The 23,726-nt window shown below is 63.3% G+C and carries 23 protein-coding genes, 1 pseudogene and 1 riboswitch; of the genes and pseudogenes, 9 read left to right on the forward strand and 15 right to left on the reverse strand.

Going from position 1 to position 23,726, the window contains the following annotated elements; all coding sequences use genetic code 11:
• Window positions 1-58: 58 nt before the first annotated feature.
• The 5 genes and pseudogenes from ACVILI_RS06600 to ACVILI_RS06620 all read right to left on the reverse strand — a co-directional run bounded on the left by ACVILI_RS06600 (window position 59) and on the right by ACVILI_RS06620 (window position 4,041).
• Window positions 59-355 carry an HPr family phosphocarrier protein gene (locus ACVILI_RS06600; RefSeq protein ID WP_010912938.1) on the reverse strand — a complete coding sequence of 99 codons (297 nt, stop codon included), beginning with the start codon at window positions 353-355 and terminating at the stop codon, window positions 59-61.
• Window positions 352-753: a PTS sugar transporter subunit IIA gene (locus ACVILI_RS06605; RefSeq protein ID WP_010912939.1), complete on the reverse strand. Its 402-nt coding sequence runs from the start codon at window positions 751-753 to the stop codon at window positions 352-354. The genes ACVILI_RS06600 and ACVILI_RS06605 overlap by 4 nt, the downstream gene beginning before the upstream one ends.
• A gap of 164 nt (window positions 754-917) precedes the next feature.
• Window positions 918-1,379 carry an HPr kinase/phosphorylase gene (locus ACVILI_RS06610; RefSeq protein ID WP_019862685.1) on the reverse strand — a complete coding sequence of 154 codons (462 nt, stop codon included), beginning with the start codon at window positions 1,377-1,379 and terminating at the stop codon, window positions 918-920.
• Between the two features lie 90 nt (window positions 1,380-1,469).
• Window positions 1,470-3,255 (reverse strand): annotated as a pseudogene (locus ACVILI_RS06615) (stimulus-sensing domain-containing protein).
• An 84-nt stretch (window positions 3,256-3,339) separates the two neighbouring features.
• Entirely contained in the window at window positions 3,340-4,041 is a 702-nt protein-coding gene (locus ACVILI_RS06620; RefSeq protein ID WP_010912942.1) for a response regulator transcription factor, read from the reverse strand.
• Window positions 4,042-4,384: 343 nt separating this feature from the next.
• Between ACVILI_RS06620 and ACVILI_RS06625 the strand changes: the two genes are divergently transcribed.
• From ACVILI_RS06625 to ACVILI_RS06640, 4 genes are all read left to right on the forward strand, one after another.
• On the forward strand, window positions 4,385-5,995 hold the full coding sequence (locus ACVILI_RS06625; protein WP_038651518.1) for a phosphoenolpyruvate carboxykinase: 1,611 nt from the start codon (window positions 4,385-4,387) through the stop codon (window positions 5,993-5,995).
• A gap of 98 nt (window positions 5,996-6,093) precedes the next feature.
• Window positions 6,094-6,531, forward strand: a complete 438-nt coding sequence (gene arfB / locus ACVILI_RS06630; protein ID WP_038651522.1) for an alternative ribosome rescue aminoacyl-tRNA hydrolase ArfB — start codon at window positions 6,094-6,096, stop codon at window positions 6,529-6,531.
• Between the two features lie 89 nt (window positions 6,532-6,620).
• Window positions 6,621-7,085 (forward strand): peptidoglycan-binding protein LysM, encoded by a 465-nt coding sequence (lysM, locus tag ACVILI_RS06635; RefSeq protein ID WP_019862690.1) that lies wholly within the window; start codon window positions 6,621-6,623, stop codon window positions 7,083-7,085.
• A gap of 226 nt (window positions 7,086-7,311) precedes the next feature.
• Window positions 7,312-7,941, forward strand: coding sequence for an alpha-ketoglutarate-dependent dioxygenase AlkB family protein (locus ACVILI_RS06640; protein WP_019862691.1), 630 nt, complete (start codon window positions 7,312-7,314; stop codon window positions 7,939-7,941).
• A gap of 99 nt (window positions 7,942-8,040) precedes the next feature.
• Here the strand turns inward: ACVILI_RS06640 and ACVILI_RS06645 are convergent, their stop codons facing one another.
• Both ACVILI_RS06645 and ACVILI_RS06650 read right to left on the reverse strand, forming a co-directional pair.
• Window positions 8,041-9,138 carry a hybrid-cluster NAD(P)-dependent oxidoreductase gene (locus ACVILI_RS06645; protein ID WP_240564627.1) on the reverse strand — a complete coding sequence of 366 codons (1,098 nt, stop codon included), beginning with the start codon at window positions 9,136-9,138 and terminating at the stop codon, window positions 8,041-8,043.
• A gap of 20 nt (window positions 9,139-9,158) precedes the next feature.
• Complete coding sequence (locus ACVILI_RS06650) at window positions 9,159-10,406, reverse strand: aromatic ring-hydroxylating oxygenase subunit alpha (RefSeq protein ID WP_038651528.1); 1,248 nt, start codon at window positions 10,404-10,406, stop codon at window positions 9,159-9,161.
• Window positions 10,407-10,520: 114 nt separating this feature from the next.
• Window positions 10,521-10,721: riboswitch (cobalamin riboswitch) on the reverse strand.
• A gap of 496 nt (window positions 10,722-11,217) precedes the next feature.
• On the opposite strand from ACVILI_RS06650, the gene ACVILI_RS06655 reads away from it, so the two are divergent.
• The 3 genes from ACVILI_RS06655 to ACVILI_RS06665 all read left to right on the forward strand — a co-directional run bounded on the left by ACVILI_RS06655 (window position 11,218) and on the right by ACVILI_RS06665 (window position 11,995).
• Entirely contained in the window at window positions 11,218-11,415 is a 198-nt protein-coding gene (locus ACVILI_RS06655) for a DUF680 domain-containing protein (RefSeq protein WP_457102360.1), read from the forward strand.
• 72 nt (window positions 11,416-11,487) lie between these two features.
• The gene (locus tag ACVILI_RS06660; RefSeq protein WP_038651531.1) at window positions 11,488-11,691 is read left to right on the forward strand and encodes a DUF680 domain-containing protein; all 204 of its coding nucleotides are present in this window, start codon (window positions 11,488-11,490) and stop codon (window positions 11,689-11,691) included.
• A gap of 67 nt (window positions 11,692-11,758) precedes the next feature.
• On the forward strand, window positions 11,759-11,995 hold the full coding sequence (locus tag ACVILI_RS06665) for a DUF680 domain-containing protein (RefSeq protein ID WP_019862696.1): 237 nt from the start codon (window positions 11,759-11,761) through the stop codon (window positions 11,993-11,995).
• Window positions 11,996-12,080: 85 nt separating this feature from the next.
• On the opposite strand, the gene ACVILI_RS06670 is transcribed toward ACVILI_RS06665, so the two are convergent.
• The 5 genes from ACVILI_RS06670 to ACVILI_RS06690 all read right to left on the reverse strand — a co-directional run bounded on the left by ACVILI_RS06670 (window position 12,081) and on the right by ACVILI_RS06690 (window position 18,596).
• Window positions 12,081-13,193: an ABC transporter ATP-binding protein gene (locus ACVILI_RS06670; RefSeq protein ID WP_038651534.1), complete on the reverse strand. Its 1,113-nt coding sequence runs from the start codon at window positions 13,191-13,193 to the stop codon at window positions 12,081-12,083.
• A 31-nt stretch (window positions 13,194-13,224) separates the two neighbouring features.
• Window positions 13,225-14,889, reverse strand: coding sequence for a beta-galactosidase BglA (gene bglA, locus ACVILI_RS06675; protein ID WP_038651537.1), 1,665 nt, complete (start codon window positions 14,887-14,889; stop codon window positions 13,225-13,227).
• 4 nt (window positions 14,890-14,893) lie between these two features.
• Window positions 14,894-16,048: a carbohydrate ABC transporter permease gene (locus tag ACVILI_RS06680; RefSeq protein ID WP_457102361.1), complete on the reverse strand. Its 1,155-nt coding sequence runs from the start codon at window positions 16,046-16,048 to the stop codon at window positions 14,894-14,896.
• Window position 16,049: 1 nt separating this feature from the next.
• On the reverse strand, window positions 16,050-17,063 hold the full coding sequence (locus ACVILI_RS06685; RefSeq protein WP_019862701.1) for a carbohydrate ABC transporter permease: 1,014 nt from the start codon (window positions 17,061-17,063) through the stop codon (window positions 16,050-16,052).
• 177 nt (window positions 17,064-17,240) lie between these two features.
• Window positions 17,241-18,596: an ABC transporter substrate-binding protein gene (locus ACVILI_RS06690; protein WP_019862703.1), complete on the reverse strand. Its 1,356-nt coding sequence runs from the start codon at window positions 18,594-18,596 to the stop codon at window positions 17,241-17,243.
• 361 nt (window positions 18,597-18,957) lie between these two features.
• Here ACVILI_RS06690 and ACVILI_RS06695 point away from each other — a divergent pair, with 361 nt between their 5' ends.
• A complete protein-coding gene (locus tag ACVILI_RS06695; RefSeq protein ID WP_038653696.1) occupies window positions 18,958-19,980 on the forward strand; it encodes a substrate-binding domain-containing protein in 1,023 nt (340 codons plus the stop codon).
• 83 nt (window positions 19,981-20,063) lie between these two features.
• Entirely contained in the window at window positions 20,064-20,765 is a 702-nt protein-coding gene (locus tag ACVILI_RS06700; protein WP_457102362.1) for a hypothetical protein, read from the forward strand.
• A gap of 21 nt (window positions 20,766-20,786) precedes the next feature.
• Here the strand turns inward: ACVILI_RS06700 and ACVILI_RS06705 are convergent, their stop codons facing one another.
• The 3 genes from ACVILI_RS06705 to ACVILI_RS06715 are packed head-to-tail and all read right to left on the reverse strand — an operon-like array spanning window position 20,787 to window position 23,453.
• Window positions 20,787-22,232: a S8 family serine peptidase gene (locus ACVILI_RS06705; RefSeq protein WP_064985117.1), complete on the reverse strand. Its 1,446-nt coding sequence runs from the start codon at window positions 22,230-22,232 to the stop codon at window positions 20,787-20,789.
• Complete coding sequence (locus ACVILI_RS06710; protein ID WP_240564621.1) at window positions 22,222-22,890, reverse strand: anti-sigma factor; 669 nt, start codon at window positions 22,888-22,890, stop codon at window positions 22,222-22,224. Before ACVILI_RS06710 ends, ACVILI_RS06705 begins: the two co-directional genes overlap by 11 nt.
• Entirely contained in the window at window positions 22,887-23,453 is a 567-nt protein-coding gene (locus tag ACVILI_RS06715; RefSeq protein ID WP_038651547.1) for a sigma-70 family RNA polymerase sigma factor, read from the reverse strand. Before ACVILI_RS06715 ends, ACVILI_RS06710 begins: the two co-directional genes overlap by 4 nt.
• Window positions 23,454-23,726: the final 273 nt, after the last annotated feature.

The following is a 23,726-nucleotide window of genomic DNA, read 5'->3' on the forward strand; positions in this document are numbered from 1 at the left end:
ATATAAAGAAATCTTTATCCCTGCATGTCTCTCGAACATGCTAGGGCAGCGCCCGGGATCAGCATTCCTCGCCGAAGCGAGAGGCGACAAGCTGCTCCAGCGCGTCCATGACCTCGAGCGCCTCTGGCCCGCTGGCGGTGACGCGGATCGAGTAGCCCGGGCTGGCGGCCAGCATCATCAGGCCCATGATCGACGTGCCGCCCACCTTGACGCCATCCTTCTCGACATGGACCGCGGCGTCGAAGCCGCTGGCGAGCTGGACGAATTTCGCCGAGGCGCGTGCATGCAGGCCGCGCTGGTTGACGATCGGAAACTCCCGGACGATGTGGTCTTTCTCCGGGGATAGCGCGTTCATTTGCTGCTCAGAAGCTGGCTGGCGACATTGATGTATTTGCGGCCGGCGGCCTGCGCCTCGTCGAGCGCGGCGGCCATATTGTCGCCCTTGCGGATCGAGGACAGCTTGATCAGCATCGGCAGATTCATGCCGGCGATCACCTCGGTGCGGCCGGACTCCATCACCGAAATGGCGAGATTCGACGGCGTGCCGCCGAACATGTCGGTCAGCACGATGACGCCCGCCCCGGTATCGACACGGGCGACGGCGTCGACGATGTCGCGGCGACGCTGTTCCATATCGTCGTCGGCACCGATCGCCACGGTTTCGAAATTGTCTTGTGGCCCGACGACATGTTCGACGGCATGTCGGAACTCGGTGGCCAGTTGACCGTGCGTTACAAGCACGAGTCCGATCATTCTTTGGTGGCTCCCGTCATCGCCGCTTCACAGGCGCATTTTATGCTCGCCAGCCATTCCAGGCGGCGGGAGCGCTATCTTGTCGACGCGCGGCCCGTTGACAAGCCCAAAATTGCGCCGGCCCATGCCATTTTGACGCATTGCAGCAAAAAATCGGGAGCGGATCATAGAAAAGGCGCGATCGACAGCCGCGCGATCACGGCCGGCAGGGCCGTGGCGGCGTTACGCTCGGCAAGGTCGATACGCGGCACCGGGCAGCCTGCGACCGGCCCGCTGATTTCCTCCTGGAAACGGGCCATCTCTGCCTTTGGCACCAGCCTCACATGCAGGTCGATCACCCCGCCCGGCTCGAACGGCAGCCGGCGCGGCATGAATCCAGGCACTTCGGCGAGACCGGCGATAGGCGCCGGCACGCGACAGACCAGCCGCCCGGCGCGGGCCGCGGCGAGCAGCCTGTCGTCGCCGATCAGCCGCGAGAACAGCCCGCGCGCGCGGCAATGGTCCAGGAGTGTCAGCGCCAGCGTCGTCTTGCCGGCGCCGGACGCCCCGGTGATAAGGACGCCGCGCTCGCCGATCAGGATCGCGGTTCCGTGAATGTTTTCTGGCTGCGCAACTGGATCAGGCACGATGCTGCCCGATCATGCCTTTTGCGTGAAGCAAGATCTCTGGACGAACGGAACCGTTCGTCCGAGAAAACCGGTTCCCACTTTTCGGGATCATGCTTCGGCCGGCAACGTCACGACGAAGCGCGCGCCCTTGATCTCGCCGGGCTTGGTGCCGGGGATGTTCTCGGCGGTCAGCGTGCCGCCATGGGCTTCGACGATCTGCCTCGAAATCGACAGGCCAAGGCCCGAATTCTGGCCGAACGCTTCGCCGGCCGGCCGGTCGGTGTAGAAGCGTTCGAAGATGCGGTCGATATTGTCGGCGCGGATGCCGGGACCGTTGTCGTCGACGGTCAGGATGTTGAATTTGCCGGCGCGCGCCAGTGACAGGCTGATGTGGCCATGGTCCTCGGGAACGAAGGGAGCGCGCATTCTCGATCAGGTTGGTGACGACCTGGCCGATGCGCAGATCGTGGCCGGCGACGAAATAGCCTTTGACGCCCTGCGGCAGCTTGGCGACCTTGAGCTCGATCTCGACCGCCTTCTTGTTGCGCGTGGTCTCGCGCGACACGGCGACGAGGTCGGTGATGAATTTCTTCAGGTCCACCGTCCCGGCATCCTCACGCGCCAACTCGGCGTCGAGACGGGAAGCGTCGGAAATATCGGTGATCAGCCGGTCCAGCCGGCGCACGTCATGCTGGATGATGTCCATTAGCCGGCTGCGCGAATTGTCGTTCTTGGCCAGCGGCAGGGTTTCCACGGCGCTGCGCAGCGAGGTCAGCGGGTTCTTCAATTCATGCGACACGTCGGCGGCGAAGCTTTCGATCGCCTCGATGCGCGCATAGAGCGCGTTGGTCATGTCGCGCACCGCGACCGACAGGTTGCCGATCTCGTCCTGCCGGTCGGAAAAGTCGGGGATTTCCTCGCGGCTCTTGACGCCGCGCCGGACCCTGACCGCCGCCGCCGACAGCCGGCGCAGCGGATTGGCGATGGTCGAGGCCAGAAGCATCGACAGGATGGCGGTGACCAGTGCCGCGATGCCGAAGACGCGCAGGATCGCCTTGCGCTCGGCGGCGACGATCTTGTCGATATCGCCGCCTTCGGTCGACAGCATCAGCACGCCGAGAACGGCACGGAAGCGCTGGATCGGCACCGCCACCGACACGATCTGCTCGCCCTGCTCGGAGACGCGCACGATGGTCGAGGGGCTGCCGGTCAGCGCCTTGACCACTTCCGGGAAGGCGGCGCCATTGCCGCCGGGCTGCTCGCGATAGACCGGCAGGTCGGTGTTGCGGAAGAAGTCGAAGATGAATTTCTGGACGCGCTCGACAAGGTCGGGCTGTTCCTCCTCGACCGGCGGCAGATCGTAGCGCAGGATCTGGCCGCGCGAATAGAGATGGCGCGAATCGAGCAGTAGATTGGCGTCGCGGTCATAGATGCGGGCCCGTGTGCGGGTCGGCGAAATCAGCCGCCGCAGCACCGGCGCGACACGCTCGGGATTGATTGGGAAATCGAGATTGTCGAGCTGGTCGGAGCCCGGCCCCAGGCTTTCGCCGGCCTGCAGCTCAAGCAGCTTCTCCGGGTCGATGCTGATCGAATCGGTCTCGACCGTCGCCGATGCCGCGATCGCGCCGGCGATGATCTCGCCCTGCGTCATCAGGCTTTCGACGCGGGCATCGATCAGCCCGTCGCGGAAGGTGTTGAGGTAGAGGATGCCGGTGACCAGGACAGCCAGGCCGGCAAGGTTGAGGAACAGGATGCGCCGCGTAAGGCTGGAAAAGATGTGGTGGCCGAGGAAGCGGCGCATCGGCACCGTGATCTTCGAGACGAAGGACGGCATGATACGCGACGGCCGCCTGGCGGCGCCCGTCGTTCTTGTTCGCTGTGCTTCCACTGCCATCGAATAGCAGTCCCTGCTTAGTCTTCGGTTTGACGCATGTCGCAGCCCCAAAACCGGGACCGCTCTTGCTCGACATACATCAAATTACGCTTCGCGGAACCGGTATCCGACTCCGTAAAGGGTTTCGATCATTTCGAAGTCGTCGTCGACAGCCTTGAACTTCTTACGCAGCCGCTTGATGTGGCTGTCGATCGTGCGGTCATCGACATAGACCTGCTCATCATAGGCCGAATCCATCAGCGCATCACGGCTTTTTACCACACCGGGACGCTGCGCCAGCGAATGCAAGATCAGGAATTCGGTGACGGTGAGCGTCACCGGTTCGCCCTTCCAGGTGCAGGTGTGGCGCTCCTGGTCCATGACGAGCTGGCCGCGCTCGAGCGAGCGGGCCTGCTGGCTGGGCGCCTTTGCCGCAGCTTCGCGGGCGCTGGCACGGCGCAGCACGGCGCGCACCCGCTCGACCAGCAGGCGCTGCGAGAACGGTTTGCGGATGAAATCGTCGGCGCCCATCTTGAGGCCGAACAATTCATCGATCTCGTCATCCTTGGAGGTCAGGAAGATCACCGGCAGGTCGGACTTTTGGCGCATCCGGCGCAAGAGTTCCATGCCGTCCATGCGCGGCATCTTGATGTCGAGGATGGCAAGATTCGGCGGACGCGCCGCCAAGCCTTCCAGCGCGGACGCACCATCCGTGTAGGTCTCGACGCGATATCCCTCGGATTCGAGGGCGATCGACACCGACGTCAGAATGTTGCGGTCGTCATCGACAAGCGCGATTGTTGCCATTTCAAGCGGCTCCCTCATGAGCTGTCCCTTCTTTCGTAGAGAAGGGGCTTTTGCAGGACAAATTAGGTACAAAATGTGGCATAGGCCTTGTCCGCTGTCACGCGCGGGGTGCCGCAGGCCACAATCCTACCTCGACATGGATTGGACGAACGTACATCGCCAATCCTTTGGGCAACCGTGAAACTTTTCGCATATATAAACGATTTAAACAACTTTCAAAATTTTTAAATCGATTAATGATTTGATATCATTTGGCTTTTCTGGTTTTGACCATCTCAGCCTGCACAACGGGCGTGCCGGAAATGTGCCGGCAAAGATGCGGCAAATCGTAGAAGGGACACCAATGTCGGAAGTCGGCAAACGCAATCCTGCTTGCCCGATCGATCGTATCGGCCTGAAAACCACCGGCATGGTGCGCTATAATTTTGGCGCGGCCGCCCTTTATGAGGAGGCGATCCGGCGCGGCGAGGCCCGGCTGACCGCGCATGGCGCGCTGGTCGCCGAGACCGGCCAGCACACGGGCCGTTCGCCCAAGGACAAGTTCGTCGTCCGCGACGCCGCCACCGAGGCGCATGTCTGGTGGGACAACAACAAGGCGATCTCGCCGGCCCAGTTCGAAACGCTGTTCGCCGATTTCCTTGCCCACGCCGCGGACAAGGATCTCTATGTTCAGGACCTCGTCGGCGGCGCCGATGCCGAGCTGAAAATGCCGACGCGCGTAGTCACCGAGTTTGCCTGGCACTCGCTGTTCATCCGCAATCTTCTCATCCGTCCGGACAAGGCCGAGCTCGAACAATTCGTGCCCGAGATGACGATCATCGACCTGCCGTCCTTCCGCGCCGACCCCGCCCGCCACGGCAGCCGCACGGAAACGATGATCGCCGTCGACCTCACCCGCAAGATCGTGCTGATCGGTGGCACCTCCTATGCCGGCGAGATGAAGAAGTCGGTGTTCACCATGCTCAACTATCTGCTGCCGCAGAAGGGCGTGATGCCGATGCACTGCTCGGCCAATGAAGGGCCGGCGGGCGACGCGGCCGTCTTCTTCGGGCTTTCCGGCACCGGCAAGACGACACTGTCGGCCGATCCGTCGCGCACGCTGATTGGCGATGACGAGCATGGCTGGGGTCCGCACGGTATCTTCAATTTCGAAGGTGGCTGCTACGCCAAGACGATCAAGCTGTCGGCCGAGGCCGAGCCGGAGATCTTCGCCACCACGCAGCGCTTCGGCACGGTGCTGGAAAATGTCGTGCTCGACGCCGACGGCGTGCCGGACTTCAACGATGGTCGCCTTACCGAAAACACACGCTGCGCCTACCCGCTCGACTTCATCCCCAATGCCTCGAAGACCGGGCGCGCCAGTCATCCCAAGAACATCATCATGCTGACCGCCGACGCTTTCGGCGTGATGCCGCCGATCGCGCGGCTGACCCCGGCGCAGGCGATGTACCATTTCCTCTCCGGCTATACGGCCAAGGTGGCCGGAACCGAAAAGGGCGTCACCGAACCCGAAGCGACGTTTTCGACCTGCTTCGGCGCCCCGTTCATGCCGCGCCACCCCTCGGAATACGGCAATCTGCTGCGCGAGCTCATTGCCAGCCACGGCGCCGATTGCTGGCTGGTCAACACCGGCTGGACCGGTGGCGCCTACGGCACCGGCAAGCGCATGCCGATCAAGGCGACGCGCGCTCTGCTGACCGCCGCGCTCGACGGCTCGCTGAAGACAGCCGAATTCCGCACCGACGCCAATTTCGGCTTCGAGGTGCCGGTAGCGGTGCCTGGCGTCGACGGCGCCATTCTCGATCCGCGCTCGACCTGGGTCGACAAGCCTGCCTATGACCGCCAGGCGGCAAGACTGGTCGGCATGTTCGCCGTCAACTTCGAGAAATTCGAGCCGCATGTCGATGCAACCGTGATGGGGGCGGCGCCTCGCATGCAGGAAGCGGCGGAGTAAGAGCCCGGATCGCTTGGCATCGTAGCCGCGCAGTACCATCGAAGGCCCGGTTTCGATCGGGCCTTTTCTTTTGTCCGCCGCCGCGCCATGACTGCGGCATGCCGATCGATGACAATATCATCATATCAGACGAAGCCGTGATCCATCCCGGTGACCTGCACGAGGATTTCATCCGCTCGTCGGGGCCGGGTGGTCAGAACGTCAACAAGGTGGCAACCGCCGTGCAACTGCGCTTCGACGCGGCCAGCGCGGCCGGCCTGTCGGAACGCGTGCGTGCCCGCACGATCAAGCTTGCCGGCCAGCGCGCCACCAAGGACGGCGTCATCGTCATCGAGGCCGGGCGCTTCCGCACCCAGGAGCAGAACCGGGCGGATGCCAGAGCGAGGCTCACGGCGCTTGTCGCCAAGGCCGCCGAACCGCCGCCGCCACCCCGCAAGAAGACGCGCCCCTCGAAAGGCGCGGTGGAGCGGCGGCTGAAGAGCAAGGCTGGACGCGGCACGATCAAGAAGCTGCGCGGCCGGGTGGAAAACGACTAAGCACCACACCAGCCGCGTGCATAAAACGGCTTTCCATTTCGCACCGCAGATGCGAGGTTTCGCCATTGCCACAGCAAGGGAGACCAGAGATGGGCATGTTCGATTTCGTCAAGAGCGTCGGCAAGAAACTGGGCATCGGCGGCGACGAGGAAGCCGCACCCACGGCCGACACGCTCAAGAAGGAGCTCGATTCACACAAGCTCGGCACCGATGGCGTGCAGGTCGTCGTGCAGGGCGACACGGCGGTGCTGAAGGGCGTGGTCAAGGACCAGTCGATCTTTGAAAAGGCGGTCATCGCCGTCGGCAACACGCTGGGCGTCTCCAAGGTGCAGGCCGACGAATTGCAGGTCGCGCCGGACGCCGGCAAGGCAGCTGCCCCGGCCAAGGAACCGACCTTCTACACCGTCCAGAAGGGCGATAACCTCTGGAAGATCGCCGAGAAAAGCTACGGCAAGGGCCAGGGCGCCAAGAACACCGCCATCTTCGAGGCCAACAGGCCGATGCTGACCCACCCGGACAAAATCTATCCGGGCCAGGTGCTGCGCATCCCCTGATTCGGCTGCCAGGCAGTCTCGAAACGGCTTAATCAAGCGCCGCGCATCCGAAAGGACGCGCGGCGTTTTCGATTTTGCCAGTTGCGCTTCAGCGAGGCCGTGATGGTGCGGCCCTGACCCAGATAGCAATAGCCGCAGCAGTGCAATCGGCGACGGCTTTCGGGTCGCTGTTTTCCGTTGATGGTGGCATCTTGCGGGCTCGAACCATCTCAAGGTGCGCTATTCCATGCTCGTTCTGCCCAACGGCGTCCGCCACATGCCGGCCTATCTCTCCCGCGCTGTTCAGGAGGCGCTGGTCGAAGAGGTGAGAGGCATCATCCAGCAGGCGCCGCTGTTCGTCCCTGCCATGCCGCGCACCGGCAAGGAGATGAGCGTGCGCATGACCAACTGCGGCCCGCTCGGCTGGGTCACCGACAAGGAGCGCGGCTATCGCTACCAGCCGACGCATCCGCTGACAGGAGAGCCATGGCCGCCGATCCCGGAGGGCCTGCTCGAGCTGTGGCGGCAGGTGTCGGGCTATCCGAATCCGCCGGAGGCCTGTCTTATCAATTTCTACACGGCCGACGCGAAGATGGGCCTGCACCAGGACCGCGACGAGGCCGATTTCTCGGCGCCAGTCGTCTCCGTCTCGCTGGGCGACGATTGCCTGTTCCGGGTCGGCCAGACGACGCGCGACGGCGCCACCAAATCGTTCAGGCTGAAGAGCGGCGACGTCGTCGTGCTTGGCGGCGAGGGCCGTCTCGCCTTCCACGGCGTCGACCGCATCTATCCCTCGACCTCGGCGCTGCTCAAGAACGGCGGCAGGATCAATCTGACGCTGCGGCGGGTAACGAAGCCGCACGAGAACGCCTTATAAGCCGCTCCCGAGGCACGTCCCTATCAAGGCCGCAAGGGTCCTGGAAACAACAGCCGCAACTGCCTGGCAAGGCTGCGGTGCCGGGGCCGGCCGACGCTGTCACGCCTCGATTTCGAGAGCCGAAAGCGGCTTCGAGCAGCAGGCGAGGATGAAGCCGTCATCGATCTCGTGATCGAGGATGCCGCCATTGTGGCTCATCTCGACGGCGCCGGAGACTTTCTTCACCTTGCAGGTTCCGCACAGGCCGAATTCGCAGGCCGCTGGGATCCGCACGCCCGAGGAGCGCGCCGTCTGCAGCACGGTCTGGCCGGCGACGCACTCGGCATCGACATCCGAAAGCGCGAAGCGGATCGGTGTGGCCTCTACGGGAACGGCGATGCCGTCTTCCCCGGGCGACGCGAACGGCGCCGGGACTTCCTCCACCGCGGGGGCGGCAAAGCTCTCCTGGTGGTATTTCGTCATGTCGAAGCCGGCGGCTTCAAGCATGCCGCGCACGGCGCGCATGAAAGGATCCGGACCGCAGCAGAAGATCTCGCGTTCGCGGAAATCGGGCGCCAGCAGCGGCAGCCGGATCGCGTCGATGCGGCCCATATGGCCGTACCAGCCCTCGCGGCTCGACCGCTCCTCGATCATGAAGCCGAGCGACAGGCCCGGCATATGGCCGCCGAGCAGTTCGAGCTCCTTGCGGAAGATGATCTCTTCCGGGCGACGCGCGCAGTTGACGAAGCCGACATCGGTCCATGGCGCGCAATCGTTCAGCCAGCGCAGCATCGACATCATCGGCGTCACGCCGGAGCCGGCCGAGATGAACAGATATTTGGCCGCCGGATGGCTGTGCAGCGAAAAATCGCCGCTCGGCCCATAGGCCTTGACGTGCGAACCGGGCACCAGGTGATCGAACATCCAGCGTGTGCCGATGCTGCCGGCCTGCGCCTTCACCGTCACCGCGATCGAGAACGGCCGCGACGGCGACGACGACAGCGTATAGGTGCGCATCAGCGGTCCGTCCGGCGTCGGCAGTTCCAGCGTCACGAACTGGCCCGGCTTGTAGCGGAACCAGGTCTGGTTGTCGGAGCGGAAGGTGAAGGTCTTGACGTCAGGCGCCTCGTCGCTGACGCCGATCACTTCCAGCACCTGCAGCCTGTCGTTCCAGGGCGCCATCTGGTCGAGATGGCGATAGAGGCCAAGATCCGTCATCGCGTTCATCCCCAAACCCCTCAGGCGACACTGCGCAGGGCCGGCCGGCCATCGTCGGCAAGGCGCGGACCGATGAAGCGGGCGTACCAGTCGACAAACTGGATCACGCCGCCCTCATGCAGCTCCGAATAGGGGCCGGGTTCATAGGCCGGCGACTGGATGCCGAAGGCGTTTTCCTCGACGATGCGGCGATCCTGGTCGTTGGTCTCGGTCCAGACATGGGTGAGTTCGGCAAGATCGTAGTCGACACCCTCGACCGCATCCTTGTGAACCAGCCATTTGGTCGTCACCGCGGTTTCCGTGGCGCTGATCGGCAGCACGCGGAAGGTGACGGCGTGGTCGCCCAGAATGTGGTTCCACGTCGTCGGATAGTGATAGAGCAGCAAGGAACCGATGCGGTCGGCGGAGACGCTGTCGGACAGGTTCTTCTTCACCGCCCGCTTGCCGGTCATCGTGTAGCTGACCGCATCGCGCAGCAGCGGCGCGCGGGTGGCGCGGTATTGCCCAGCCGGATCGATGCGGAACTTGCTCGGCAGGCCGGCCGCTTCGCATTTGGCCCAGTGTGCCAGCATCTCCGGATCGCTGTCGGCGCCTTGCACGCCGGTCACCGTCGGGGCTTCCGGGAAGGTTTTGCACAGCTCCGGGTGATTGCCGGCGCAGTGGTAGCACTCGCGGTTGTTTTCCCAGACGAGCTTCCAGTTGCCCTTCTCGACGATCGTGCTCTCGAAGGCGATCTTGGCTTCGCTGAGCCGGTGCGGCTTGAGATAGGGTTCGATCATCGCCCGCATCGGCGAGAAGTCGGCGGGTTCCTTGGCCAGGCAGATGAAGATATAGCCGGCCACGCTTTCGCAGGCGACCGGCTTCAGGCCGAACTGGCTCTTGTCGAAACCGTCGGCCATCTGGCGGGCAAACAGCAGCCTTCCGTCCAGCTCATAGGTCCATTGGTGATAAGGGCAGACCAGCTTGGCGGCCATGCCCTTGTCGGTGTTGCAGACCCGGCTACCGCGGTGGCGGCAGGAATTGTGGAAAGCGTTGATCTTGCCCTGCTGATCGCGCACCAGCACGACCGGATAGTCGCCGATCTGCACGGTGATGAAGCTGCCGGGCTTGGGCAGTTCGCAATCATGGCCGACGAACAGCCAGTCGCGATACCAGATCAGCTCCATGTCGAGCTTGAAGAAATTGGGATCGGTATAGAAGGGCTGCTCGAGCGAGAAGCCCTCTCTGCGGCTGTTCAAGAGCCTCAGCATATCGTTGCGCGCATCCATGCCCTGTCCTCATACTTAAAGGACTGAACTGGTGGTGATTGAGGAAGGATGAGACGCAGGCCGGCGAAAGCCGGGCGCGCGCCATCCGCCTCTTGACCGCCCACCGCGATCAGTCGAGTTCAAAAATCTCGGGCTGGTTTCCGGGCTCTGGAGTGTCCTTGCGGACGGTCGCGACACCTTCCCAGGCTTTCGCCCAGTGGTCTCCCGTTGCGACTTGAACTCCATCACCGTTGCGGGGGCAGCGCCGGATTTTGACCGGCTTCCCAATTCTCCGCCCCGTCGTCACGAAGCGGCACCTGAGATGACATGATCTAATCACGACGGCGTTTGCGACATCGGCATGAAAGCGACATCGCATCCATGCGGCGCGACACGCATGCGCAACGATCTGGGCGCGGACAGCGGTCACGAAAATCGTCTTCGCCGTTAGCTGTACTGGCTGTCAAAATCGACCCGGAACAGGGGCAAAAAAGGTTAACGGTTTCGAAAAGTGACTATTAGCGGATTCTAAAATCGAACCGAACGGTTCGTTTCTGTTGACGGTGCGTGCAGGACGGTGTGAACACTGGACCTCCGATACAGTCTGTGATCTTGCGGCTGGCTTTTATTAAGTGATTGATATTAAGAAGAAAAATTTATGGCGAGGAAACCTCTGGCACAATTTCAAGTGGTGGATTCTTGGTCCACACGGAACAACTTCGTGATTGGAAACGGCGATCTGGCTTTCCCACATCGGGGCTGTCCGAACGACGCGATTTCAATCCCAAGACACGCCGCTAGACGGACGGAAAAAAATACTGGAGTACTAAAAATGAAAAAGACTGTTCTCACTGCCGCCGCCCTTCTGGCCATTTCCGGCAGCGCCTTCGCTGGTAGCGACCACTACGGTTCGAATGCCGCCGCAGCCACGACTGTCGACAGCTCGTACACCGCTTCGACCAAGAAGTCGGAACCGGCTGCTCAGACGCCTGCCCAGGGCGCAGATCACAACCTCTTCGGCAATAACTAACAACGGGTCCCGGCTAATGGCGGGCTTTTCGCCCGCCGCTCTGGCCGATCTTGAGAAACTCAGGAGACTAACATGAACAAGTTCATCCTTGCTGCCGCCGCCGTCCTGGCCATTTCCGGCAGTGCCTTCGCTGGCAGCGATAACTACGGTTCCAACGGTGCCAACCAGCCGGCCGCTGCGGTCGACCATTCCTACACGGCTTCGGTCGACAAGTCGGCTCCGGCCACCCAGGTGCCTGCTCAGCAGGGCGCTGACCGCAACCTCTTCGGCAAGTAATGCCGGTTCACGGAAATGGCGGCGATGCCGGCCATTCCCGTGAAATCCAGAAATTCAGGAGACTAACATGAACAAGCTCATCCTTGCTGCCGCCGCCGTTCTGGCCATCTCCGGCAGCGCTTTCGCGGGCAGCGACAACTATGGCTCCAATGGCGCCAACCAGCCCGCCGCAACTTCGGTCGACAACTCGCGTACGGCTTCGATCCGCGAGAGCGGCTCGCCCGTCTACAAGCTGCTCAATTCGTCGGGCGACGTGCAGAAGTCCGCTCCTCAGGGCAGCGACCGGAACCTCTTCGGCCGTTAACAGCCGAAGCTGATCTCCAAAAAAAGAGCGGCGGGCCTGGCCCGCCGCTCTTTTTTGTTGCCTTGACCCAGCAGGACCGGCGGCCTCAAGCCGCTTTTGCTTCCGGCTTTTGCAGCGCGAAGGAATGTCCGTCCGCATCGAAGATATGCAGGTCCTCGGCACCGGCGCTCAGCCGCAATGTCGAACCGCGCTTGACCTCGACATTGCCGGGCAGCTTGGTCACCAGGGGCAGGTCGGCGCGGCCGATATCGACATAGACCAGCTGGACCTCGCCGAGCTGCTCGACATAGTCGACCGTTCCCTCGAACAGATAGTCCGCGCCGCTGGCAATCATCAGGTCTTCCGGCCGCACGCCGAAACTGACCGCCGCGCCCTTTGCCGAGGCCGGCGTCGTGATCGGCACCGTCGCCTTGCGGCCGCCGACATGGTTGACGACGGTCGGGTTGCCGGTCTTGTCGATGGTTGCCGGCAGGATGTTCATGGCCGGCGAGCCGATGAACTGGGCGACGAACAGATTGCCGGGTTTCTTGTAAAGGTCCATCGGCGTGCCGACCTGTTCGACATGGCCGTCCTTCAGCACCACGATGCGGTCGGCCAGCGTCATCGCCTCGACCTGGTCGTGGGTGACATAGATCATCGTCGTGTTGGGCATCGATTCCTTGAGCTTGGCGATCTCGATGCGCGTGGCTACGCGTAGCGCCGCGTCAAGGTTCGACAGCGGCTCGTCGAACAGGAACACTTTCGGATTGCGCACGATGGCGCGGCCGATGGCGACACGCTGGCGCTGGCCGCCCGACATCGCCTTGGGCAGCCGGTCGAGATATTTGGTCAATTGCAGGATTTCCGCCGCCTGCCGCACGCGGCGGTCGATCTCGGCCTTGTTCTCCTTGCCGATCTTCATCGAGAACGCCATGTTGTCGTAGACCGTCATATGCGGATAGAGCGCGTAGGACTGGAACACCATGGCGATGCCGCGCTTGGACGGCGGCACGTCGTTGACCACGTCGCCATCGATCTTGAGTTCGCCCGACGTGATTTCCTCGAGCCCGGCGATCGAGCGCAGCAAGGTCGACTTGCCGCAGCCCGATGGACCGACGAAGACGATGAACTCGCCCGATTTGATATCGAGGTCGATGCCGTGGAGAATGTTGAGATTGCCGTAGGACTTCTTCACTTGTCTCAGATTGACATCGGCCATTGGTGTCCTCCCAGTGATTTCCTCAAAGATTTCAGTCTATGCGCCCGAACCAGGCGGCGTAGCCGCCAAGCTCGACCGAACCGGGGCTCGCCTGCCCGGAAAACCCGTGTCCCGGCAAAGGTTGCAGGGATCGGCCGCCAAGGTCAACCTTGGCCGGCTTGGCGCCGAGGTTAAAGACGCAGACAACCTGCTCATTGCCGGCGCGGCGCGTGAAGGCGACGGTGTCGCCCTCGCTTTCGATGAAGGTGATGTCGCCCTTGGCCAGCGCCGGATGGGCGCGGCGGAAGGTCAGGAAGCGCCGGTAGTGCTCGAGCAGCGAAGCTTGGTCGCCTTGCTGGACATTGACCGCCTGCGCCAGATGCTTGGCCGGCACCGGCAGCCAGGGCTTGGCCAGGGAGAAGCCGCCATTCTTGGCGCCGCCATCCCACACCATGGGCGTGCGGCAGCCGTCGCGGCCCTTGAATTCCGGCCAGAAGCGGATGCCATAGGGGTCCTGCAGATCCTCGAAGCGCAGTTCGGCCTCGCCCAGCCCGAGTTCTTCACCCTGGTAGATGCAGACCGAGCCGCGCAGCGACATCAGCAAGGCCGAGATGACCTTGAGATAGGCGACAGGGTCGGCTTCGCCGGCGGCCCAGCGCGAGGCCGGGCGCATCACGTCATGGTTGGAAAACGCCCAGCACGACCAGCCGTCGCTGGCGACCTTGCCGAAAGCCTCCAGCACCGAACGCACCTTGGCGGCGCTGATCTTTTCCGGCGCCAGGAAGTCGAAGGAATAGCACATGTGCACGCGCTTGCCGCCGGCCGTATAGGCGGCCACGACTTCCAGCCCACGCTGCGAATCGCCGACCTCGCCGACGGCCGCCGTCGCCGGATATTCGTCGAGCAGGGCGCGGAAGCGTTCCAGGAAGCCGAGGTTTTCCGGACGGCTCTTGTCGTAGAGATGGTCCTGGTAATTGTAGGGATTGACCGCCGGCGCGGTCTGGTCGTTGCGTTCTTCCGGCGGCAGCGGCGGATTGTTTTCCAGGCCCTGGCTGTGGAAGTAGAAATTGATCGTGTCGAGGCGGAAGCCGTCGACGCCGCGTTCCAGCCAGAAGCGGGTGACGTCGAGCAGCGCATCCTGGACTTCGCGGTTGTGGAAGTTGAGGTCGGGCTGCTCGGCCAGGAAATTGTGCAGGTAATATTGCTGGCGGCTGGTGTCCCACTGCCAGGCCGACCCGCCGAAGATCGACAGCCAGTTGTTGGGCGGCGTGCCGTCTGGCCTGGCGTCCGCCCAGACATACCAGTCGGCCTTGGGATTGGTGCGGCTCGACCGGCTTTCCTTGAACCAGGGATGGATGTCGGCCGTGTGCGACAGCACTTCGTCGATCATCACCTTGAGACCCAGCCGGTGCGCCTCCGCCGTCAGTGCGTCGAAATCGGCCAGCGTGCCGAACATCGGGTCGACGTCGCAATAGTCCGAGACGTCGTAGCCGAAATCCTTCATCGGCGATTTGAAGAAGGGCGAGATCCAGATGGCGTCCGCGCCGAGCGCGGCGATGTAGGGCAGCCGTCCGATGATGCCCTTGAGGTCGCCGATGCCGTCGCCGTTCGAATCCTGGTAGCTGCGCGGATAGATCTGGTAGATCACCGCGCCTCGCCACCAGTCGCGATCGACGGCGAGGTCAGGGTTCGAACTGGCTTTCAAAGCGGATTGCATGGTTTCAGCCTCCTTTCACCGAGCCGGCGAGCAGCCCGCGGACGAAATAGCGCTGCAGCGAGAAGAAGACGATCAGCGGCACGATGATGGTGATGAAGGCCGATGTCGTCAGAATCTCCCAGTTGCCGCCGCGAGAGCCGAGCAGCGCGTTGAGCTTGGCCGTCAACACGATCTGGTCGGGTGCCGTACCAAGGAAAACCATCGCCACCAGGAGATCGTTCCATACCCACAGGAATTGGAAGATGGCGAAGGAGGCCAGCACCGGGAAGGACAGCGGCAGCACGATCTTGACGAAGATCTCGAAATCGCTGGCGCCGTCGATGCGGGCCGATTCCATGATCTCGCGCGGCAGGCCGGCGATATAGCTCCTCAGCAGGTAGATGGCGAAAGGCAGGCCGAAGCCGGTATGCGCCAGCCATATGCCGAGATAGGTCTTCGACGGCACGCCGAAGAAAGTACCGACGCCGTTATAGAGCTTGAGCAGCGGGATCAGCGACATCTGCAGCGGCACCACCAGCAGCCCGATGATGACCGCGATCAGCAGCGCCCGACCGGGAAACCGCATCCAGGCCAGCGCATAGGCGGCAAAGGCGGCGATCAGGATCGGGATGACGGTCGCCGGTATGGTGACGGTCAGCGAATTCATGAACGAGCGGCCGATGCCTTCCGAGGACAGCACGGTCTGATAGTTGTCGGTGGTGAATTTCGGCGGCGCCGACGAGGCATAGTAGAGGCGCTGGCCGCGGTCGCCTTCGAACGCCTTGGGCGAGGTCATGACGAAGCTGCCGTCGGCATTGACCTGCAGGGTTACGCCGTCACCCAGGTCGGCCGATGAGCCGGCCGGATATTGCGTCGGTGCCGCGGCCTTGACACCGAAGGCACTGATGTTGCGCTTGGCGCCATCGCCGAAGATGTTGCCCTCGAGGACGAACTTGCCGTCCTTCTGGGTCTGCGCCGTGGCGGGCGGCAGCCGCCCGGCCTCGGTCTGGCTGGAACTGGCGAACGAATTCCACCAGCCCGAGGCGACGATCTGGTCCTTGTCGCGCAGCGACGAGACCAGGATGCCGAGTGTGGGAATGGTCCAGATGGCAACGAAGACCAGCACCGCTATGTGGACGCCGAAACGGCTGACGAAGGATTTTCCAGTCGCGACGGCCATCTCAGTGTCCTCCCGTCTCTTTGTTCGCCTGGCGGATGTTCCAGACCATGATCGGGATGACCGCGATCATGATGATGATGGCAATCGTCGCGCCACGGCCGAAATCGCCGCCGCCGCGGAACATCCAGTCGAACATCAGATTGGCCAGCACCTGGCTGTTCCACTGGCCGTTGGTCATGGTCAGCACGATGTCGAACACTTTGAGCACGAGGATGGTGATGGTGGTCCACACGACGGCGATGGTGCCCCAGATCTGCGGCACCATGATCTTCCAGAAGATCTGGAACGGATTGGCGCCGTCGATGACGGCGGCCTCCAGCGTTTCTTCCGGAATGCCGCGCAGCGCCGAGGACAGGATGACCATGGCGAAGCCGGTCTGGATCCAGATCAGGATGATCATCAGGAAGAAATTGTTCCAGAACGGCAGCGATATCCACACCTGCGGCTGGCCGCCGAAATGCTGGATGATGGCGTTGAGCAGGCCGATCTGCACCTGGCCCTCGCCGCGATACTCGTAAATGAACTTCCAGATCACGCTGGCGCCGACAAAGGAGATAGCCAGCGGCAGGAAGATCAGGCTCTTGGCGATCGTGCCCCACCAGATCTTGTCGGTGAGCACGGCAATGATCAGGCCGAGGAAGGTGCAGGCCGCCGGCACCACCGCCAGCCACAGCAGGTTGTTCAGGATCGAGTGTCGGAGGTCGGGATCGCGAAGCGCCCACTCATAGTTGGCCAGCCCCACGAAACTGGTGCCGCCGCGGTCGAGGAAGGAAAGCCACAGTGTCGCGATCACCGGGTAGATCAGGTAGATGGTGAGAATGATCAGCGCCGGGCCGACAAACAGCCATGGCCGCACAAGGCCCTGCCGGCGTAGATTGTTGACGGCAGCCGTGCCGGTGACCCCACGCGAGGGGAAGGTCAGGTCCAGCAGTTTGTTGGCGCCCCAGAAGTAGGCGACACAGCCGCCGACGCCGATGATGATGACGAAAATGGCCGAGAAGATCTGAGCCGCCATGGGTCCCTCTCCCTGCGCATGACCAGCCAGGCAAGCTGGCGGTCGGATGCACCGACTTTGTGAGTCATTCGGAACAATCGAAACGCGAAGGCTTCCGGCGTATGCCGCCGGTCGGACCCGGGCCGTGGCCCGGATCCTGCAGGAGGATCAGTAAGGTTTTAGCTTGCCTGTAGCGACCTACTTGATTGCGTCCCAGCTCTTCTGGATGTCGGCGGCCACGTCCTGGGCAGATTTGCCGCCGACCAGATCGATCATGCCCGTCCAGAACGAGCCCGCGCCGACCTTGCCGGGCATCAGGTCGGAGCCGTCGAAGCGGACAGTCGTCGCTCCGACCAGGATCTCGCCCTGCTTCTTCAGCGCATCGCTGCCATAGGCATCCTTATTGGCGCCCTTGAAGGGGGTGACGAAGCTCTTCTGCGCCATCCACAATTCATGCGCGAGCGGCATTTCGAGGAACTTGATGAACTCGCGCGATGCCTTGGAATCCTTGGTGATCATCACCAGCGTTCCGGCGACCTCCAGGGGTGTGCCGAGTTCCGGCTTGGAGGCGTAGGGCGGGTAGGGGAAGAAGTCCGCGTCCTGGCCGAGCTTCACGCCCTCAGGGAAGAAGGAGGGGATGAACGATGCCTGATGGTGCATGTAGCACTTCGGCGGCACGGTAAAGAGGCCCTTCGGGCTGTCGCGGAAGTCGGTCGCGGCCACCGCCTTGGCGCCGCCATCGACCATCTTGTCGTCGGTGGCGATCTTGCCGAAGATGTCGATGGCGTTGACCACCGCCGGATCGGTGAACGGGATCTCGTTCTTCACCCACTTGTCATAGACTTCCGGCGGCTGCGTCCTGAGCATGATGTCCTCGACCCAGTCGGTCGCCGGCCATCCGGTCGCGCCGCCGGAACCAAGCCCGATGCACCAGGGCTTGCCGCCATCGGCGATGATCTTCTTTTCGAGCTCGGCCAGTTCCTCCTGGGTCTTCGGCACCTTGTAGCCGGCTTCCTGGAAATTGTCGGGCGAGTACCAGACCAGCCCCTTCACGTCGATCTTGTAGGGAAAGGCATAGAAAGCCGACTTGCCGTCCTTGCCGGTATAGGTGCCGAGTTTGGCCCAGGAGTCGCCGGCGGCGTAGTTCTCCTTGATCCAGGCGGCGACGTCGTCGCCCAGCGGGGTCAGCACGCCTTTGGAAGCAAGATCCTGGATAAGGCCCGGCTGCGGCAGGACGGCGATGTTCGGCGGGCTGCCGGCCTGGGTGTCGATGACGATCTGCTGTTCGTAGTTTTCGGACGAGGAGTATTTCACCTCCGCCCCGGTCGCCTCGGAGAAATAGTCGAGCACCGAACGGACAAGCGTCTCATCCTCGCCGCGCCACGGCCCGAAGATGGTCAGGGTCTCGCCCTTGAGATCGACTTTCTTGAGGTCTTCAAAGTTTGCCCAGTTGAAGCGCTTGTCCTCGCCCGGCTTGAACTTCAGTTCGGCATGCGCAGGCGCATTCAGGGCGAACGTGGCAAACGCAACACCCAGCAAAAGCATTTTCTTCATCGGTATTCCTCCCAGTGGGTCACACACACCGGACGGAACCTCCATTCCGCCCGCCGACGCCGCAGGACTGTGACTCAGTCGCAAGGGAACCGCAACCTTTCGAAGAGTCTTCCAAAGCGCTTTGGCTTTTCCGATCACGCCATTGAATCATCCGAAAGTCAAGAGGCTCGGTAGCTAATCGATTTAATCTAGCGAATTTTGTCGCCGAAAAGTGCAGCGCAGCATGCTTTTTTGGCAGCGCAACAGCAATTTTCGTTTCAAACTGGCCCCAACCCCGACTATGGTCATCTCGATATCGTCGCGCCCTTGTGGCGATTGGGTCGATTCAATTTAAAAGCGCTTTGAGGGAATGGAGACCGTTGTGAACCTCAAGCAGCTCGCGCATATGCTAGCGCTTTCGCAGACCACGGTAAGCCGGGCATTGAACGGCTACCCGGAGGTCAACGAGGAAACGCGCAGGCGCGTCATGGACGCCGCCAAGCGCCATGGCTATCGCCCCAATCCGAGCGCGCGGCGGCTGGCGACTGGCAAATCCGGCATGATCGGTTATGTCCTGCCGACCGGCGCGGCCGTCGACATCGATCCGCATTTTGTCGAGTTCCTGTCGGGCCTCGGCGACTATGCCCGCTCGCACGAGCTTGACCTCGTGCTGTCGCCGGCCGATGCCGACGACCAGGAGACGACCTATCGGCGCATCGTCGCCAACCGGCAGGTCGATGCCGTCTATATCTCCTCGCCGCGGCCGCAGGACAGTCGGGTGGCGCTGGTCAGCACGCTCGGCATTCCCTTCCTCGTCCATGGCCGCAGCGAAGGCTTCGATTTCGACTATCCCTATCTCGACATCGACAATGAGGGCGCCTTCCACGAAGCGGCGCGGCTGCTGGTCCAACTCGGCCACCGGCGGCTGGCGCTGATCAATGGCGACGACCGCGAGACCTTCGCCATCCATCGCGAGCGCGGCGTGCGCCGGGCGCTCGCGGCAAGTGGGCTGAGCCTGGGCGAACGCCATGTTTGTTCTGTGGTCATGACCGAAGAGAACGGCTATCGCGCCACCAGGCGTCTGCTCGAGGAGGGCGATGCGCCGACGGCAATCGCCTGCTCCAGCCTGATCATGGCGCTGGGCGTCGTGCGCGCGGTGCGCGACCTAGGCCTCACCATTCCCGGCGATGTCTCGCTGATCGCCCATGACGACGTCTTCCCCTGGTTGAAGCCGGAAAATTTTTCCGTGCCGCTGTCGACTACGCGCTCGTCCATCCGCCTTGCCGGCGCCCGCGTCGCAGAGCGGCTGGCGGCGCGGATTTCAGGGCTGGAAGAAGGCGCCCGCGGCGAAGTCTGGCCGGTCGATCTGGTGGTCAGGGGATCGGTTGCGGGAGCGCCGGCCTAGTCTAGGACCTGACCTCGATCAGGGGTCGGGTGCGCCCTGTTTGCGCCCTGCGTATCCCTTAGTCCGGACCGGGATCACCTCACATGGATCCTATTAACGCCGCATTAGCCCGCCTGCTCCAACATGGGCGGATGAACACCGATCAGCCCAGCGCGGTTTTCGGCCGGCGCGGGCGCGAGAGTCGCGTCCCGGCGGCCCCGATTGGGCGCACCGCAAGACCGACGCGCCCTGTCGGCCATATCGTGTTTCTGCTTGGCTTAACGGGCCTTTTGCTGACGGTCGGCGCTGGGATCTTCTGGACGTTGCCAGGGATCGGGAAGGCAAATGCGGAAGCCGCGCGGACCGAACAGAAAGTGGTCGAAATCGTCAACCAACCGATTACCCATCTGCCTCGGTCCGGGTCATTCACGGTGTTTTCGCCAGGCTGGTTTCATGCGGGTGCGACCAAGCCGGACTTCAACAATGTCGACATCCGGACCACACAGGAACGCCTCTATAAGGGTCATGTCACGTCAGACCTGAACCCCACCGAAATGTTCATCGGCAGCGAACTCGAATTCAACGCGATGACCAAATATTTCTACACCGACCAAACACTGCCCAAGAAGCGGCTCTCCGACACGGAAATGGTCGAGATCAACGGTCTCTACCGCGTCATCGGCCATGACGAGCAGGCGGCATTGATGCGATGGCTTGTTATATCAGGGCTGGCGGTCGTTGGGCTTTGTCTCGCATCCGCGTTGCTTCTGCAGATCGGCCGAACCCGGCAGCTCCCGGCGGCATAGACCGGAAGCTCAGAGGAAAATTCACTCCTTCGCCGCCTCGGCCGCCTTGATGTCCAGCAGCCCGTAGCCAAAATCATTGTCGCGCCCCTTTGGGCCGAGATCCTTGGCGGTGGCTGCCAGCGCCTTCTCGATGTCGTCGGCCGAGCGGCCAGGCGAAGCATGGAGGAGATTGGCGATGGCGCCGCTGAGGATCGCCGCGGCGAAAGAGGTGCCGGTAACGACATCCGAGCCGGCGCCGCTTGGCGCCACCATCTCGACGCCGGGCGCCGAGATGAAGACATAGGCGCCGCGATTGGCCTGCGGCATCAGAGCGTCCTTGGCGTCGGTCGCGGTCACCGCGATGACGCCGTCGAAGGCGGCCGGGTAGCCATAGGGTGCTTTCGGTCCGTTGTTGCCGGCGGCGGCGACCAGCACCATGCCGAGCGCGCGGGCATTGCGGCAGGCGGCGCCGAGCAGGTCGTTCTTCGGTCCGACGAAGCTCATATTGATGATGCTGACATTCTGTTCCGCCGCCCAGTCGAGCGCCGACAGGATGACATCCATGGTCGACTTGCCGCCTTCGAAGGCGCGGGCGTGGTAGATCCTGGCGCCCGGCGCCATGCCTTCCAGGGCGCCGACGCCGGCGATCAGCCCGTCGATCGAGGTGCCATGATCACGCTTTTCGACCGGCACGTCGGGCATGGCGTCGAACTGCGCGGCGATGACACCGGCCAGCGCCGGATTGCTGTCGTCGATGCCGGTATCGATGACGGCAACGCGGACGTTTTGGCCGCTCGCCTGTTTGGCATCGAGCGCGATGCGGTCAAAGGCATAGTTGACGATGCCGGCGGCCTGCTGCAGCGAATAGATGTGGTTGGGCTCGCGCCGCTGCGTGCGGCCGTCGGCGGCAAGTTGGGCCAGCACGACGCCGACGGGGCGACCGTCGGGAATGCCGAAGCGTACCAAAGTGGTGCCGAGCAGGCGTGACTGGCGCTGCGAGCGCACTTCGAGGCCGAAGGAGGCGGCGATCTGCTGCACGGCGCCGGCATTGCCGTCAACCGTCACCAGCACCTCGTCGGGCACGAACTCGCCGGCCACGGCGCGCGGCGGCTGGACGGCGACGAGATCGGTCGGCGAGACGATCGGCCCGCCGGCCGGCGGGCCGGCCTGATTGTTGCCGGGCGGCGTGACCGGTTCCGGCTGCGGCGTCGGCACCGGTGCCGGAGGCGCGACCGGATTGGGAAACAGGTCGACGATCAGGGCGGGAAGAAAGACGGCGGCCGCCTGGGCAGGACCCGCACCGCCGGCATTGTCGCTGGCGCTGCCGTCCTTGGCGCAGTCGGCGCCGGCCGCGTTGCTGCCGTTTCGGCAGTCGATTTTCGTCTGGTCGCCCTTGGCGGCATTGGTCTGTGCCGACGCAGGCACGGCGGCGATTGTCATCGCCGCCGCCAGGATCGCCGCAAATCGAAGGGCCGCCTCAGCCGCCATCAACCGGTTTCCTTCCCTCGATCACAGTGTCGGCGAATGGCTGGGCGGCAATAAGGCTGAGCTGCTTGGCATAGTCGGCTGCGTTGGCGGCGGGAATGCCGATCCGGAACACGCTGTCGGCGGTCGGTCCACCGATGACCTTCAGCCCGTTGCTGCCGAGGAATGCCGAAATGTCCGACATCTTCGCATCCGGTTTGAACTTGACCAGGGCGAACGGCATTTTCGCCAGGTCGTCTTGCGCGCCGGCAATTTCGAAATCCTTGCCCTTGCCGCCGGGCTGCACCAGGGACTGCACCGCGATCAGCACAAGCAGGACCGCGGCCGCCGCCCAGGCGACGCCGACGGGCACCGCCAAGAAGCGGCCCCAGGCCTGCGCCAGCCAGGACGAACCTGCTGGCTTGCGCGCGGGTCCGGCCTCGGCGTCGAGCGCCTTGGCGAAGCGGCTGAGCGCATCGGCTGGCGGGCGGATTGCTTCATTGGCCGCCGATGTGCCGGAGAATTCTGCTTCGGCCTCGCCAAGGGCTGTCATCGCCGCGGGATCGGTCGCCAGCCACTCCTCGACGGCTTCGAGGTCGGAGCCTTCCAGCGAGCCGTTCAGGTAGAACGGCAGCAGCGTTTCCATTTCGTCGCGGCGTGACATTTTTTCAGCGGCGCTCATGGCCACCCCCTGTCGTAACCGGCGGCCTTGAGGGCCTCGCCGAGTTTCTTGCGGGCGTAGAACATCCGGGTCTTGACCGTCGCGACCGGGATGGCGAGCACCTCGCCGATCTCGGTTACCGACTGTCCGTGATAATAGGCAAGGTCGATCACCGTGCGGTGTTCTTCGGGCAAGGCGTCGATAAAGCGGCGCAAGGCGGCGGCCTTGTCCTCTTTCATGGTGACGACCTCCGGCGTGTCGGCGCTGTCCGGCACCGCGGCGGCCGCCTCGTCGTCGATCCAGTCTTCCTTCTTCTTGCGCAGCAGCGACAGCGCCTTGAACCGGGCGATGCCGAGCAGCCATGTCGAGACTTCGGAACGCCCCTCGAAGCCTGGCGCCTGGCGCCACAGCTCAAGGAACACCTCGTTCGCGATATCGTCAGCCATCATTTCCGATCCCGTCTGGCGCGCCACGAAGCGGTAGACCCGCGCGTGGTGACGCATGAACAGGAGCCGCACGGCGGCACGGTCGCCCTTCGCGACCCGGTCGACAAGCGCGCGATCGGTCTCCGTCGCTGCCGTCATGGCCGATCGAGCCGCCTGGCTCCTGTCTGCTCTGTCGCCGGTCGGTCCAAAAAGGTTCATCCTCCGCCAAGGAATTTGCGGAGGCTAACTGAAGAACGGGGCGGTTGCCAGTAGGGACGCCTTTCCTTCCCCCCTTGTGGGGGAAGGTGGATCGGCGCGCAGCGCCGAGACGGATGAGGGGTGCTCCAGCGGAGTGAGACGTTGGCTTTTCCCGGAACACCCCTCATCCGACCTCGCTTCGCGAGGCCACCTTCTCCCGCAAGGGGAGAAGGA

It is taken from the genome of Mesorhizobium sp. USDA 4775 (assembly GCF_054062655.1).

Coding starts and splice junctions, on each gene's coding strand:
- ACVILI_RS06600 (WP_010912938.1), bottom strand. CDS start 355: ATGAACGCGCTATCCCCGGAGAAAGACCACATCGTCCGGGAGTTTCCG.
- ACVILI_RS06605 (WP_010912939.1), bottom strand. CDS start 753: ATGATCGGACTCGTGCTTGTAACGCACGGTCAACTGGCCACCGAGTTC.
- ACVILI_RS06620 (WP_010912942.1), bottom strand. CDS start 4,041: ATGGCAACAATCGCGCTTGTCGATGACGACCGCAACATTCTGACGTCG.
- ACVILI_RS06625 (WP_038651518.1), top strand. CDS start 4,385: ATGTCGGAAGTCGGCAAACGCAATCCTGCTTGCCCGATCGATCGTATC.
- arfB (WP_038651522.1), top strand. CDS start 6,094: ATGCCGATCGATGACAATATCATCATATCAGACGAAGCCGTGATCCAT.
- lysM (WP_019862690.1), top strand. CDS start 6,621: ATGGGCATGTTCGATTTCGTCAAGAGCGTCGGCAAGAAACTGGGCATC.
- ACVILI_RS06640 (WP_019862691.1), top strand. CDS start 7,312: ATGCTCGTTCTGCCCAACGGCGTCCGCCACATGCCGGCCTATCTCTCC.
- ACVILI_RS06645 (WP_240564627.1), bottom strand. CDS start 9,138: ATGACGGATCTTGGCCTCTATCGCCATCTCGACCAGATGGCGCCCTGG.
- ACVILI_RS06650 (WP_038651528.1), bottom strand. CDS start 10,406: ATGGATGCGCGCAACGATATGCTGAGGCTCTTGAACAGCCGCAGAGAG.
- ACVILI_RS06655 (WP_457102360.1), top strand. CDS start 11,218: ATGAAAAAGACTGTTCTCACTGCCGCCGCCCTTCTGGCCATTTCCGGC.
- ACVILI_RS06660 (WP_038651531.1), top strand. CDS start 11,488: ATGAACAAGTTCATCCTTGCTGCCGCCGCCGTCCTGGCCATTTCCGGC.
- ACVILI_RS06665 (WP_019862696.1), top strand. CDS start 11,759: ATGAACAAGCTCATCCTTGCTGCCGCCGCCGTTCTGGCCATCTCCGGC.
- ACVILI_RS06670 (WP_038651534.1), bottom strand. CDS start 13,193: ATGGCCGATGTCAATCTGAGACAAGTGAAGAAGTCCTACGGCAATCTC.
- bglA (WP_038651537.1), bottom strand. CDS start 14,889: ATGCAATCCGCTTTGAAAGCCAGTTCGAACCCTGACCTCGCCGTCGAT.
- ACVILI_RS06680 (WP_457102361.1), bottom strand. CDS start 16,048: ATGGCCGTCGCGACTGGAAAATCCTTCGTCAGCCGTTTCGGCGTCCAC.
- ACVILI_RS06685 (WP_019862701.1), bottom strand. CDS start 17,063: ATGGCGGCTCAGATCTTCTCGGCCATTTTCGTCATCATCATCGGCGTC.
- ACVILI_RS06690 (WP_019862703.1), bottom strand. CDS start 18,596: ATGAAGAAAATGCTTTTGCTGGGTGTTGCGTTTGCCACGTTCGCCCTG.
- ACVILI_RS06700 (WP_457102362.1), top strand. CDS start 20,064: ATGGATCCTATTAACGCCGCATTAGCCCGCCTGCTCCAACATGGGCGG.
- ACVILI_RS06705 (WP_064985117.1), bottom strand. CDS start 22,232: ATGGCGGCTGAGGCGGCCCTTCGATTTGCGGCGATCCTGGCGGCGGCG.
- ACVILI_RS06710 (WP_240564621.1), bottom strand. CDS start 22,890: ATGAGCGCCGCTGAAAAAATGTCACGCCGCGACGAAATGGAAACGCTG.
- ACVILI_RS06715 (WP_038651547.1), bottom strand. CDS start 23,453: ATGACGGCAGCGACGGAGACCGATCGCGCGCTTGTCGACCGGGTCGCG.